The following is a 14,428-nucleotide window of genomic DNA, read 5'->3' as shown; positions in this document are numbered from 1 at the left end:
ATGATTAAAAAAATATTTAAACTTTTATTAAAAACGATTGGTTGGTTTTTCGTCATTTCTATTGCCTTAGTTATTATCTTTAAATGGGTTCCTGTTCCTGCAACCCCATTAATGGTGATTCGAACTGTACAACAAGCTACAAGTGGTGAAGACATTGTTTGGAAACATGATTGGGAGTCTATTGACAATATTTCTAAAAATTTACAATTGGCGGTAATTTGCAGTGAAGACCAAAACTTTTTAAACCATTACGGCTTTGATATGAAAGCTATTGAAAAGGCTATTGAGCATAATAAAAAAAGTAAACGTACCAGAGGAGCAAGTACCATTAGTCAGCAAACAGCCAAAAATGTTTTTTTATGGCCACATCGCAGTTGGTTACGTAAAGGATTAGAGGTTTATTTTACTTTTTTAATAGAACTTATTTGGTCGAAAGAACGCATTATGGAAGTATATCTTAATAGTATTGAAATGGGCAATGGTATTTACGGTGCTGAAGCAGCAGCACAATATTGGTACAAAAAACCAGCCTCAAAACTAACAAGCTATCAAGCGGCTGCCATAGCTGCCGTATTGCCTAATCCTAAAAGGTATAGAGCTAATCCTGCTTCGGCATATATACAAGGCAGGCAAGCTTGGATTGTAAGACAAATGGGCTTTTTCGGCAAATTAGATTATAACAAAAAGAATGATGAATGATTTAAAACTCAAGCAAACTTTATATAATCAATGCTTAGAGTTTATTGAAAATAGATTTAAAACAGTTCAAAATTCTATAAAGGAGATTGAAAACTCTTTATTATCTGAAACTAAAAGTAGCGCTGGAGATAAGCATGAAACAGGAAGGGCCATGTTACAATTAGAACGCGAAAAATCCGGGAATCAATTAGCGGAAATCCAAAAATTGAAAGAATCATTTTCTAAAATTGATATCTCTAAAAGTTCTGAAACTGTTGGTTTAGGCAGCGTTGTAATGACTTCTCAAAACAATTATTTTATAGCTATAAGTGCGGGAGAAATAAAAATTGATACTATCATTTTCTATGCCATTTCCCCCAATACACCCATCGGACAATTACTTTTAGGCAAACAAAGTGATGATGAAGTGATTTTTAGGGAACTAAAATTAAAAATTGAAGAGGTTTTCTAAATAGAAAGATAAACACTTCGTCTATTTTCCATTCTTTCAGGATGCTCAACAAATACCTTCCCTCCATTTAAATCTGCTTCAATCAAATAATAATGCCCTTTAAAATAACTTTTTATAACGGTTGCTTTTAAATTGGAATGTTCAACTATTTTTAATTGATGTGCATAAATGATGCCACCATTTATCACATTAAATTCACCAAAAAAAGAAGCTATTAAAGGTGTTTTTGGATTGCTGTACAAACGTTTTGGACTGTCATTTACAGCTATTTCATTATTGTTTAAAACAATCATAGTATCAGCAAAACCTAAGACATCTTCTTTATCGTGTGTGGCAACTATACAGGTAATGTTTTTTTCTTTCAAGTATTTAAAAACGCTCCGTCTTAAGCTTTGTTTTTTAAAATTATCGATGTGGCTAAAGGGCTCATCCAATAAAATAATTTCGGGTTGTTTTGCTAATGCACGTGCCAAGGCAACACGTTGTTTTTGCCCGCCGCTTAGTGTTTTTACTTTTACGTTTGCAAATTCCGTAAGCTCTACAACATTCAAAAGTTCTTCTGTACGTTCTTTTTTTTCTTCGGGGAAGAAGTTCGATAAATGCTTTCCTATGTTTTCTGCTACGGTTATAAATGGCATCAAATCGAATTCTTGAGATACATATTTCATAAATTCATAGCCAACAACTAAATTGTATTTGGGACCTAAAATTTCGTGGTCTTTCCAAAAAATGTTGCCTTCATCTATATCAAATTCCCCAAAAATAAGCTTTAATAAGGTGCTTTTTCCTGAACCGCTTTCTCCAGTAATAGCCAAATTTTCGCCTGGTTTAACTTCAAAAGAAATAGCTTTTAAAACAGGCGTTTTTTGATATGAAAATGTTAGGTTTTTTACTTGTAGCATACTGTTGCAAAAATAGCATAAAAAAACCGCTCATATTATTGAACGGTTTTTAAATTTTAAAGAATCTATGATTCTAATTCCAACCACCACCAAGGGCTTGATACAATTTTACATGAGCCAACAATTGATCGCGTTTAGTTTCTATAATTTCAATTTTAGAATCTAAAGCCTCTCTTTGGGTTAACAACACTTCTGTATATTCCGCTCTTGCCGATTTAAAAAGTTGAATTGATAAGTCAATCGACTCTGTAAGTGCCTCTACTTGTGCTTCTTTCAGAAGGTAACTTTTTTTAAGGTTTTGAACATTTGATAGCTGATTTTCTACCTCGATGTAGGCATTTAATATGGTTTTTTCGTATTCAAAAACAGCCTGTAATTGTCTGTTATTTGCTGTGCTATATTCTGCTTTAATCGCATTTCTATTGATTAATGGGGACACAATGTCTCCAACTAAAGAATAGGCTAACGACTCTGGTGTGTCCGTTAAAAATTTAGGTTTAAAAGCTTCCAAGCCTACACCAGCCTTAATTCCTATGGAAGGGAAAAAGTTAGCTTTTGCAACCTTAACATTCAATTTTGCTGCCGATAATTCAAATTCAGCTTGTCTAATATCAGGTCGATTAGCTAATAATTGTGAAGGCAATCCAGAAGTAATGGTATCGACCTTTGTTGTAATAAACTCCTGAGAACTTCTTTGAATAGTTTGAGGATAGCGTCCTACCAAAAAGTTAATTAAATTCTCAGTTTCCACAATTTTTTGCTGAATTTGAAATTTATTGCTTTGGTTTTTATAGACTTCGGCTTCAAAACGTCTCACTGCTAATTGTGTTGCACGCGCCGCTTCTTTTTGAATCTTTACCATTTTTAAAGCATTTTGCTGAATGTCTAAATTCTGCTCGATAATTGTTAATTGATTGTCTAAAGCCATGAGCTCGTAATACGCACTCGCAATTTCTGAAACTAATTGTGTTACCATGAAATTTTTACCTTCAACAGATGCTAAGTATTCTAAAACTGCTGCTTTTTTGCCGTTACGAAGCTTTTTCCATACGTCTAATTCCCAAGAAGCAGAAAGACCTGCTGAAAAATTGGTTAATGGCTCTGGAAACGCTTCATCTTCACGAATATCTAGATTTTTTTCTACGGCACCATTTCGGGTAAATTCACCAACTTTTTCAACTTCTGCCCCAGCATAAAAACCTACAAAAGGCAAGTATTCACCTTGCTTTGCTTTTATCTCATTTTTAGACATTTGTACTTTTTGCAACATCATATTTAGCTCTTGATTATTCGCTAAAGCACTATCAATTAAGATGACTAAATTAGGGTCTGAAAAAAAGTCTTTCCAATTTACAGTTGCTGTATTAACGGTATCTGTAGACTGATTTTTATATTGCTCTGGAACCGCTTTATTTTCCTCTCTTATGTTTTTGGTTGGCACACAGGAATACAGAGACACTATAGACAAAACACCAATCAAACAGAATTTTATCATCTTTATATGTGTTTTAATATTATTCATCTTGGTTGTTTTTACGAAGTTTTTTTAACAATTTTTTTAATTTGCTAATGCTATCGGTATTAATTTTTGTTTGGTTTTCCACTTCATTATGTCTAATAAACTCTTCAGAAAGTGGTTCGCTTGCCTCATCACTAATAAGGTTTCGACCTTCAGCCATTTTAGCAAAAATGTAGTAAAGACCAGGTATAATTAACACCCCAAAAAGTGTCCCAATGAGCATTCCCCCTAAAGAAGACCCTCCAATAGTTCTATTACCTATGGCACCTGCACCAGTTGCGACAACTAACGGTATTAATCCTGCTATGAAGGCAAAAGACGTCATTAAAATAGGTCTAAAACGTGCTTTTGAGCCTTCGATCGCTGCTTCTAAAATGGTGGCACCCTGTCTGTGTTTTTGTACCGCAAACTCCACAATTAATACGGCATTTTTACCCAATAAACCAACCAGCATAATCACACCAATTTGGGCATAGACATCATTAGCTAATCCCATGGCTTTTAAAAGAATGAAAGACCCAAAAACCCCAACGGGAAGTGATAAAATTACTGCAAATGGTAATAAGAAACTTTCATATTGTGCAGCTAACACAAAATAAACAAATACTAATACGACGATAAAAATGTATAACGATTCGTTACCTCTATTGGCCTCATCAAAAGACAACCCTTCCCAAGCAATGTCGTAGCCTTTTGGTAACTTTTGTGCTGCCACTTCTTTAATGGCATTAATAGCATCACCACTAGTAAAACCTTCAGAAGGAAGCCCTCTAATAGAAGCCGAATTATAAAGGTTATATCGGGTAATTTCATTCGGTCCTAATTTTTTTTCAATAGTCATAAATGCTGAATAAGGGACCATTTCGCCAGCTTCATTTTTAACAAATAACTTTTCAAGGTCAGATGGTAAACGTCTGTATTCTGGTGCCGCTTGCGTATATACTTTAAAAAATCTACCAAAACGAATAAACCCTTGTTCGTAAGTACTACCTATTAAGATATTAAGGTTTTCCATAGCATTTCCTATGGTAACACCTTTTTGCATTGCAATTTTGTTATTGATTTTTAATTCATATTGTGGATAGTTTGCAGAAAAGAAAGTGAATAATCCAGTCAATTCCTTGCGCTTAGATAACGCCTCCATAAAATCACTATTAACCTTTTCAAATTGGTGATAATCAGTCGAGTTTGTTTTATCTAATAAACGTAGGGAGAATCCACCAGAGGATCCAAATCCAGGTACTGCTGGCGGTTCAAAATACTCGATAACAGCTCCTAAATTTTTGGTTTCCTCTTCCAATTCTTCCATAATTTCGTGAACCGAATGATGACGTTCAGACCAAGGCTTTAAGTTTATCAAACAGGTACCGGCGTTAGAGCCACGACCTTCGGTCATAATTTCGTAACCTGCTAAAGATGACACAGATTCTACACCTTCCATTTCTTCACAAATCTTTTGAAGTTTTCTAGCCACATCATTGGTGCGTTCTAAAGTGGCACCCGGTGGAGTTTGTATGATGGCATAAATCATCCCTTGATCTTCATTTGGTATAAAACCAGCTGGCAACACGCGATTTGTTAAATAAATTCCGGCACAGAATGCCGCTAAAATTCCGAACGTCACTATGCGCCTTGCCACAATTTTATTTAGAATATTAACATATTTTCCTGTTAAGCGTTCAAACCCTTTATTAAACCAATTGATAAATCGGTCTACAGGTGATTTTTTAATTTTCCCGTGGTTGTTTTTAAGCAATATAGCACATAAAACAGGCGTTAATGTTAAGGCTACAATAGCAGAAATTATAATAGACCCAGCCATCGTGATAGAAAACTGACGGTAGAACACACCCACAGGCCCTGTCATAAAAGAGATAGGTATAAATACCGAAACCATAACTAACGTTATGGCTATAATGGCACCTCCAATTTCGCCCAATACTTCAGACGAGGCTTTGTATGGCGTGAGATGTTCTTCTTCCATTTTAACATGGACCGCCTCTACCACAACAATAGCATTATCTACCACAATACCAATGGCAAGTACAAGCGCAAAGAGGGTGATTAAGTTGATAGAAAGTCCAAACAACTGCATCACAAAAAAGGCACCAATTAAAGATACAGGCACTGCTATAATAGGAATTAATGTTGAACGCCAATCACCCAAAAACAAGAATACTACAATAGCTACCAGAATAAATGCATCTCTTAGCGTATGTAATACTTGCTCTATCGAGGCATCTAAAAAGTTAGAGACATCATAACTAATTTGAAAATCCACATCTGGAGGCAAATCGACTTTTAGCTCATCTAGCTTTTCTTTTACCGCTTTTATAACATCGCTACCATTACTTCCAAAAGTTTGCTTTAAAATGATGGAGGCCGAAGGTTTTCCGTCAAGATTAGAATATATATCAAAAAATTCGCTTCCTAATTTTACATCTGCTATATCTTCTAGTTTGATGATTTCACCATCTTCATTAGCTCGAATAATAATCTCTTTATACTGTTCAGGTTCATTATATCGATCTTGATATGTTAATACATATTCCAAGGACTGTGATGTTATTCCTGAACTTTGCCCTAAACGTCCTGGTCTTGCCAAGAGACTTTGTTCTTCCATAGCCTTTAAAACTTCTTCTGCAGAAATATTATAGGCTCGCATACGGTCTGGTTTTAACCAAACTCTCATCGCATATTTTCTACTACCTAAAATTTGTGCACTTGCAATACCATTAATACGTTGAATTTCTGGAATAACCTTCGTGTAAGCATAGTTGTAAAGAAACTTTTCATCATTATTTTTATCTGAACTAGAAAGGTTAACGTACATTAACATACTAGGTTGTACAGGTGTAATAACGACCCCCTCACGTTGCACTAATTCTGGTAGCAAAGGCATCACTTGGTCTACGCGTGTTTTTACCCTAACTACGGCTTCATTAGGATCTACCCCTGGTTCAAAAATAACACGTATAGTAGCTTCTCCAGCACTTGTAGCATCAGACGCTATATAACGCATATCTTGCACACCATTTATGGCTGTTTCTAAAGGAATTAACGTGGAATTAACCAATACCTCAGAACTAGAACCTGGATATGCAATAAAAATATTGACAGTAGTAGGGGCTATTTGAGGAAATTGTGAAATAGGTAATTGCTTTATGGCAAGTACTCCTATAAATACAATGATGACCGAAATGACAATTGCCAAAACGGGTCTTTTTATAAATTTTTTAAACATGTCTTCTGTAGATTAAATTCTAAAATTATTCAGCATATAGGTCTAAATCAGACAATACTTTATTTGGTTCTAAAAACTTAGTACGGATTTTTTCGTTGTTTTTTACCATTCTAATGCCTTCCAATAAAATGGTATCTTCTTCTGTTAGTCCTTTACTAACTATATATAAGTGTGGTAATTCTGCACCAATTGTGATTTCTCTTTGTTTTACAACATTGTCTTTACCTATTACAAAAACATAGGTTTTGTCTAAAATCTCAAACGTGGCTTTTTGAGGTATAATGATAACATCTTTAAAAGGCACATTCATTAAAACGCTGCCTGTTTCTCCATGTCTTAAAATACCATCAGGGTTTGGAAATGTTGCTCTAAAAGCAATGTTCCCTGTTTCGCTATTGAATTCGCCTTCTATAGTTTCTACAATTCCTTTTTGGTTAAAACGCTTGTTGTTTGCCATTAAAAGACCTACTTCTTTTTTTGAGCCTTTATCTGCGCTTATTATATAATCAAGATATTCTGCTTCGGGAACATTAAAATACACCCACATTTTACTGTTATCTGATAGCGTCGTTAATAGTTCACCTTCATCTAAAAGGCTTCCTTCTCTTGCCTCTAAATGGTCCATAATACCATCAAAAGGGGCATTAATTTTTGTAAATCCTAAGTGGGTTTGTGCTAATGCTACTTCCGCATTTGCCTTATCATAATTGGCATTAGCTAAAGCTAATTCGTTTGGAGACACCACGTTACCATCGGATAACAACTTGGTATTTTTTAGCTCAATTTCAGCAGCGTTAGATTCTGCTTTTGCTTTTTGTAATTCGGCTTGATAAATATTTGGCATTATTTGAAACATGACTTGTCCTGTTTTAACATGTTGGCCTTCATCTACAAATATTTGTTTTAGATACCCTTTCTCTAAAGCTCGTATTTCTATATGCTTACTGGAATGGATTTGACTCACATAATCTTTGGTTATTATGGTGTCTTTGCGAATGGGGTTAGTAACCAGAAAGGCTGTTTCCTCTTTTTTTTCTTCTTTTTTTGTTTGACAACTTGTGTGAATTAAAAGCACAAGCAAGCCTATTAAAACAACTGTTTTTTTCATAAAATTTTTGATTAAAATAATTCGGAATTAAATGGAATATATAGTAGACATAACTTAGTTATTATGACTAATCAATTAATGATATTAAGATTTGATTAAAATGGGCAAACCAAAAAGAATGGTTTACTAGGTGAGCTGTTTATCAGATAATAAACACTTGAAGTCTTACATGAAGTTTTGTCGTAGACTTGTCAAAATAATTTTTATAACGTTGTATAACATTATGTAGTTTAAATGACAATTCATTAAATAATTGTGCATTTAAATAAGATAGATAACAATAGGTAAAAGGTAGAAGGTCATGTCCTCCTGAAGATTCCTCGTTTTCTATTTCTTGAGTTTCGGTAATTTCAAAAAGAAACTTGCTTTCGCTTTTTTTCCTGGAAGCATTATAAGTGATGCTATTTAAATGAGTATCAACAGAAGGTGTATTAGTAGTAGCCCCCATGCCTTCAATTATAGAATTTGCATGAAGATTTATCCCACTTGTTAAAAGCAGAATACCTAAAAACAATAAATAATTGTTGAAAATTTTGCTCATTTCGGAGACCAAATTATAGCAAAAGCTTTTTAAAAACAAATAATGATAGTTGAAAATTTTAGTCGGAATAATAAATACATTTTTAATGAAAAAGACCGTTTGATTTTATTAAAATACCAAAAAACTACATCTGTATTTAGTTTCTTTTTATGATAAAAACCACTTAATTAGTTAAGTGGTTTTTATCTTTTACTCTTTTGCATTTAAAACGAACAGAAAAAGTGGCATCTAATTTTTAAAACTTTCAATCTTTTTAGGTAACGCATCGAATCCCATGTTATATAGTGTAAATCCAAATATGTCAGCATATTGCTCAATCGTTTTACTTACAGGTGTTCCTGCACCATGACCCGCATCGGTCTCAATTCTAATTAAAACTGGGTGATTCCCAGATTGCTTACTTTGTAATTCAGCTGCGAATTTAAAACTGTGTGCCGGCACCACACGGTCGTCATGATCGCCTGTTGTTATTAAGGTTGCCGGATATTCCACCCCTGCTTTTACATTGTGAACAGGAGAATAGCCTTTTAAATATTCAAACATGTCTTTACTTTGTTCTGCTGTACCATAATCATATGCCCAACCTGCTCCAGCTGTAAATGTATGATAACGTAACATATCTAAAACACCAACTGCAGGCAAGGCCACTTTTGCTAAATCTGGTCGCTGTGTCATAACGGCACCAACCAATAAACCTCCGTTAGAACCACCTCGTAATGCTAAATAATCTGAAGACGTGTACTTGTTATCTATTAAATATTCCGCAGCAGCAATAAAATCATCAAACACATTTTGTTTTCTCATTTGTGTACCAGCATCGTGCCAAGAGCGACCATATTCGCCACCGCCCCGTAAATTTGGAACTGCTAAAATGCCACCCTGCTCCATCCAAATGGCATTTGTAATACTAAATGATGGTGTTAAACTAATATTGAACCCTCCATAGCCATAAAGTATTGTAGGGTTTTTTCCGTTGAGTTCTATACCCTTTCTATAAGTAACCATCATGGGGACTTTTGTTCCATCTTTTGAATTGTAAAAGACTTGTTTGCTTTCATAATCATTACTATTAAAATCTATTTGAGGAAACCAATATAAATCTGTTTCACCAGTTTTAGGATGTAACGAATAAATACTTGAAGGGGTATTGTAATTGGTAAATGAATAATATAAAATGTGGTCATCTTTTTTTCCAGAAAAACCACTTGCCGTCCCTAATCCTGGTAATTTTATCTCTCTTATTAACTTACCGTTATAATCGTATTGTTTTACTTTGGATATGGCATCTACCATATATTCAGCAAAAAAATAGCCACCTCCAACAGATGGGTTTAATACATGTTCTGTTTCTGGAATAACATCAACCCAATTTTCTGGAATAGGGTTTGAAGCATCTACTTTAACAATTCTTTTGTTAGGCGCATTTAAATTTGTTACTAAATATAAAATGCTTCCATCATTTTCAATAATAGAGGTATCGCTTTCGGCATTATTTAAAACAGGAATAAATTTATTGTTATTGTCCGATAAATCTTTGATAAAAAGCTTGTTTCCAGATGTTGAAATTTGGGGCGATACTATTAAATATTTATCATCTTCAGTAACATACGCATATATATAGCGGTGTTTTTGCTCTGCAGTACCTCCAAAAATTAATAAATCACTTTTCTGAGGTGTTCCTAGTTTATGATAATATACTTTGTGCTGATCTGTTTTTGCTGAGAGTTGGCTTCCTTTAGGTTTATCGTAACTGGAATAGTAAAACCCTTCATTTTTGTACCATGATATTTGAGTGAATTTTATATCAATCAGCGTATCTTCAATAATTTTTTTTGTTTCGGTGTTCATGATTAGAATTTTTCTCCAATCACTACCGCCTTCAGAAATAGAATATGCTAAAATGCTACCATCTTTTGAAAAACTTAAAGCATCTAATGATGTGGTACCATCTTTTGAAAACGTGTTTGGATCCAAAAATAGTTCTTCGCTATTGGAATCCACCTTTTTTCTATAAACAACATATTGATTTTGAAGGCCATCATTTTTTGAAAAATACATATAGCTCCCTTCTTTAAAAGGGGCTCCTATTTTTTCATAATTCCATAATTTTGAAAGACGTTCCTTAAGTTCGTTTCTAAAAGGAATCTTTTCAAGATAGCTATTGGTAACTTTATTTTGAGCTTTTACCCAAGCTTCGGTTTCTTTACTTCGGTCATCTTCTAACCAACGGTAAGGGTCGTTAACTTTAACACCAAAATAAGTGTCTACACTATCTACTATTTTTGTTTCTGGGTAGTTTACTTTAATCACTTTTTCTTTTGAAATTTCTTTATTACAAGCTAATAACATTACAAGGGCTAAAACAGACAGATGTATCTTTTTCATGATTTTAATTTATCTAACAAAAATAATAAAAAAAAGCTCCTACACTAAATGTAGAAGCCTAATAGATAAATGGTTTAGTTGATAAAGTTATACCAAATCATTTTCAATTAAGTATTCAGCAATTTGAATGGCATTTGTTGCAGCTCCTTTACGTAAATTATCAGCAACAATCCACATGTTTAATGTATTGGGTTGCGTTTCATCTCTTCGCAAACGACCCACAAAAACCTCATCTTTATCATGCGCAAACATGGGCATTGGGTATGAATTGATTGCCGTATTGTCTTGTAAGACAACACCAGGCGTTTCACTTATAATTTGTCGCACATCTGCTAAATCAAAATCATTTTCAAACTGAACATTTACAGCTTCTGAGTGCCCTCCAGAGGTTGGTACACGAACAGCCGTTGCTGTTACCGAAAATGTTTTATCATTAAATATTTTTTGGGGCTCTCTAGCCAGTTTCATTTCTTCTTTAGTGTACCCATTTTCTAAAAACACATCGCAATGTGGCAGTACATTTCTACTAATTGGATATGGATATGCCATTTCTCCTTCTATACCTGCAATTTCATTTTCTAACTGCTTAACTGCTTTAACGCCCGTTCCAGAAACAGATTGATACGTAGAAACCACCACACGTTTCATTTTATATTTTTTATGAAGTTGGGATAATGCCAAAACCATTTGAATGGTTGAACAATTTGGATTTGCAATAATCTTATCGTCCTTTGTTAATTCATGAGCATTAATTTCTGGAACTACTAATTTTTTTGTAGGATCCATTCTCCAAGCAGATGAATTATCAACTACGGTTGTACCAACTTCAGCAAATTTTGGCGCCCACTCTAAAGACGTATCTCCTCCCGCGGAAAAAATAGCAATTTGCGGTTTGGCAGCAACTGCATCTGCTAAACCAATAACAGTATATTCTTTATTTTTATAAGTTAATTTTTTTCCAACAGAACGTTCTGAAGCCACCAACAACAATTCCGTTACAGGAAAATTACGTTCAGCTAACACTTTTAACATCACTTCGCCCACCATTCCAGTGGCGCCAACTACAGCTACTTTCATTTGCTTTTATTTATTGTTTTTTGGGTCAAATGCAACATTCAAATAATCATTTTTAATTCTGATTAAATTTTAACTTTTGAATGTTTCATTTATTTATGTTTTAATAAAATTATTGGGCAAAACTAATTATTAATTCCATTTTAAAAGAATAAAAAAGCCCTTGTTTACTGAAAACAAGGGCTTTTTAACAACAAATAACGCGATGTTATATATTTAACAATATGTTATTTTTTTAACAAATCTCTTATTTGAATTAATAGTTCTTCTTGTGTTGGACCAGCTGGTGCTGCAGGTGCAGGCTCTTCTTTCTTTTTCATTTTGTTAATTCCTTTAATAATCATGAACATGACAAATGCCACAATAATAAAATCTATTAAGCTTGTTAGAAAACTTCCATAAAGAACAGCTATTTCTCCCGTTAAATTTCCAGATTCATCAAGGGTACCTGGAGTAATAACATATTTTAAATCATTGAAATCGGACTGAAAAATCAATCCAGCTAACGGAGATACTACACCCCCAGTAAATGTTGTTACCACCTTATTAAAAGCAGCACCCATAACAAAAGCAACGGCAATATCTACCAAGTTGCCTTTCATAGCAAATTCCTTAAATTCTTTTAACATTCCCATAATTAAAAATAATTTTATAGTTAGTGAAGAACTAAATTAAGTAAAAAAAATAATAAATGTTAATCTTATTATTTTAACAAAACACGTTTAACACGTTGTGATATGGAGGTAATAAGTTCATAAGAAATGGTACCTGCAGATTCTGCTAATGTTTCAGCGGTGGTAAAATCCGGCCCAAAAATGATGACCTCATCTCCTTCTTTACATTCTATATTGGTAACATCAACCATAATCATATCCATACACACATTTCCAACTATTGGTGCTTTTTCTCCATCTATGGTTACAAACCCTTTTCCTTTCCCATAAATTCTATTAATCCCATCGGCATGACCTATAGGAAGTGTTGCGGTTCTAATTTTTGTTGTACTTTTAAAAGCACGGTTATAACCAACAGACTCTCCTTTTTCAATAGTATGGATTTGTGAAATAATGGTTTTTAGGGTCGCAATAGGTTTTAGGTTTTTGCTTTCTTTTTCAGAATTGCCGAAACCATACAATCCAACACCTGTTCTCACCATATCAAAATGTGCTTCTGGATAATTTAAAATTCCAGAGGTATTACACATATGTCGTAGAGGCTTATATCCTAGTAAATCGATAAGTTTTTCAGAATAGTTTTTAAATGTATTGATTTGTGTTAATGTAAAATCTCTTTCGTTTAAATCTTCACTGGCCGCCAAATGCGAGAACACAGTCTTGACCTTTACAACAGAGGTTTCTTTAAGTTTATTTGCAATAAATTCAATGTCATTTTCATCAAAACCTAATCGATTTAAGCCTGTATTGAACTTTATATGGATTGGGTAATTCCTTTGATTTTCTTGGGTAGCTATTTCAATAAAAGCTTCTAAAATTTTAACACTATATAAATTGGGTTCTAAACAATGTTCAATTAAAGTTTTAAAATTGATGGCTATAGGGTGTAAAACTAAAATAGGTTTGGTAACACCGGCTTGTCTTAGAGTAACACCTTCATTCACATAAGCGACTGCAAAATAATCTGCATCCAGATTTTCTAAATATTTAGCAATTTCACACGAATCATTTCCATAAGCAAATGCTTTAACAACAGCTAAAATTTTGGTGTTATCTTTTAATTTAGATTTAAGGTAGTTAAAATTTTGTTTTAGGGCATTTAAATCTATTTCTAAAACAGTTTCTTGGGCTTTAGGCATTCGGATCTTTTGGTTTAGTAGGTAATTCTTCTGGCTCATTAACTTTCATGTTTCTAACTTTATCACGCATCATGGCTTTATAAAAAGCGGCTCTACTTAAAGGCTCATATTCATCTGTTTCTCCTAAAAGTACCAAATTATCGTTTTTGGATTTTCTATAACTATATTGTGCCAAATTCCCAGTTCTCGTACAAACGGCATGTACTTTGGTAACATAATCAGCTGTAGCCATTAAATAAGGCATGGGACCAAAAGGGTTTCCTTTAAAATCCATATCCAAACCTGCAACAATTACTCGAACGCCTTTATTGGCTAAATCGTTGCAAATACGAACAATTTCATCATCAAAAAACTGCGCCTCATCAATACCAACCACATCGCAACCATCTGCTAAAATAGGAATGTTTGCAGCCGCAGGAACCGCTGTAGAACGTATCTCATTGGCATCATGCGACACCACTTTATCTTCATCATAGCGTACATCAATTGCGGGTTTAAAGATCTCAACTTTCTGCTTAGCAAATTGTGCACGCTTCAGTCTACGGATTAATTCTTCGGTTTTTCCAGAAAACATGGAGCCACATATAACTTCAATCCAACCAAATTGTTCTTTATGATTTACTGTATTTTCAAGAAACATTTCGTAATTTTAACACTAAAACAAAGCCTTTTTTCGTTCCTATAAAGGTGAC

12 protein-coding genes are annotated in these 14,428 nt (G+C 33.9%); 2 read left to right on the top strand and 10 right to left on the bottom strand.

Annotation, left to right across the window (positions count from 1 at the left end; all coding sequences use genetic code 11):
- Complete coding sequence (mtgA, locus tag DKT72_RS11635) at nucleotides 1-699, top strand: monofunctional biosynthetic peptidoglycan transglycosylase (protein ID WP_111308917.1); 699 nt, start codon at nucleotides 1-3, stop codon at nucleotides 697-699.
- Nucleotides 689-1,150, top strand: coding sequence for a 3-oxoacyl-ACP synthase (locus DKT72_RS11630; RefSeq protein WP_370445574.1), 462 nt, complete (start codon nucleotides 689-691; stop codon nucleotides 1,148-1,150). The genes mtgA and DKT72_RS11630 overlap by 11 nt, the downstream gene beginning before the upstream one ends.
- Here the strand turns inward: DKT72_RS11630 and DKT72_RS11625 are convergent.
- The 10 genes from DKT72_RS11625 to DKT72_RS11580 all read right to left on the bottom strand — a co-directional run bounded on the left by DKT72_RS11625 (nucleotide 1,147) and on the right by DKT72_RS11580 (nucleotide 14,376).
- Nucleotides 1,147-2,052, bottom strand: a complete 906-nt coding sequence (locus DKT72_RS11625; RefSeq protein ID WP_111308915.1) for an ABC transporter ATP-binding protein — start codon at nucleotides 2,050-2,052, stop codon at nucleotides 1,147-1,149. The two genes, DKT72_RS11630 and DKT72_RS11625, sit on opposite strands and share 4 nt — an antisense overlap.
- Nucleotides 2,053-2,125: 73 nt before the next feature.
- Nucleotides 2,126-3,547, bottom strand: a complete 1,422-nt coding sequence (locus tag DKT72_RS11620; RefSeq protein ID WP_235841695.1) for a TolC family protein — start codon at nucleotides 3,545-3,547, stop codon at nucleotides 2,126-2,128.
- Nucleotides 3,548-3,566: 19 nt separating this feature from the next.
- A complete protein-coding gene (locus DKT72_RS11615) occupies nucleotides 3,567-6,815 on the bottom strand; it encodes an efflux RND transporter permease subunit (RefSeq protein WP_111308913.1) in 3,249 nt (1,082 codons plus the stop codon).
- Nucleotides 6,816-6,840: 25 nt separating this feature from the next.
- Nucleotides 6,841-7,923 carry an efflux RND transporter periplasmic adaptor subunit gene (locus DKT72_RS11610; RefSeq protein WP_111308912.1) on the bottom strand — a complete coding sequence of 361 codons (1,083 nt, stop codon included), beginning with the start codon at nucleotides 7,921-7,923 and terminating at the stop codon, nucleotides 6,841-6,843.
- A 142-nt stretch (nucleotides 7,924-8,065) separates the two neighbouring features.
- Nucleotides 8,066-8,464 (bottom strand): hypothetical protein, encoded by a 399-nt coding sequence (locus tag DKT72_RS11605; RefSeq protein WP_111308911.1) that lies wholly within the window; start codon nucleotides 8,462-8,464, stop codon nucleotides 8,066-8,068.
- 228 nt (nucleotides 8,465-8,692) lie between these two features.
- On the bottom strand, nucleotides 8,693-10,849 hold the full coding sequence (locus tag DKT72_RS11600; protein ID WP_111308910.1) for a prolyl oligopeptidase family serine peptidase: 2,157 nt from the start codon (nucleotides 10,847-10,849) through the stop codon (nucleotides 8,693-8,695).
- An 87-nt stretch (nucleotides 10,850-10,936) separates the two neighbouring features.
- Complete coding sequence (locus DKT72_RS11595; protein ID WP_111308909.1) at nucleotides 10,937-11,926, bottom strand: aspartate-semialdehyde dehydrogenase; 990 nt, start codon at nucleotides 11,924-11,926, stop codon at nucleotides 10,937-10,939.
- Between the two features lie 224 nt (nucleotides 11,927-12,150).
- Nucleotides 12,151-12,558: a large conductance mechanosensitive channel protein MscL gene (gene mscL / locus DKT72_RS11590; RefSeq protein ID WP_220628116.1), complete on the bottom strand. Its 408-nt coding sequence runs from the start codon at nucleotides 12,556-12,558 to the stop codon at nucleotides 12,151-12,153.
- 68 nt (nucleotides 12,559-12,626) lie between these two features.
- Complete coding sequence (alr, locus tag DKT72_RS11585; protein ID WP_111308908.1) at nucleotides 12,627-13,736, bottom strand: alanine racemase; 1,110 nt, start codon at nucleotides 13,734-13,736, stop codon at nucleotides 12,627-12,629.
- On the bottom strand, nucleotides 13,729-14,376 hold the full coding sequence (locus DKT72_RS11580; protein ID WP_111308907.1) for a thymidine kinase: 648 nt from the start codon (nucleotides 14,374-14,376) through the stop codon (nucleotides 13,729-13,731). Before DKT72_RS11580 ends, alr begins: the two co-directional genes overlap by 8 nt.
- Nucleotides 14,377-14,428: the final 52 nt, after the last annotated feature.

It is taken from the genome of Confluentibacter sediminis, assembly GCF_003258355.1.
Taxonomy (GTDB): Bacteria; Bacteroidota; Bacteroidia; order Flavobacteriales; family Flavobacteriaceae; genus Confluentibacter; species Confluentibacter sediminis.
Note: the sequence above shows the minus strand (reverse complement) of the source record. Positions and strands in the feature narration are given on the sequence as shown.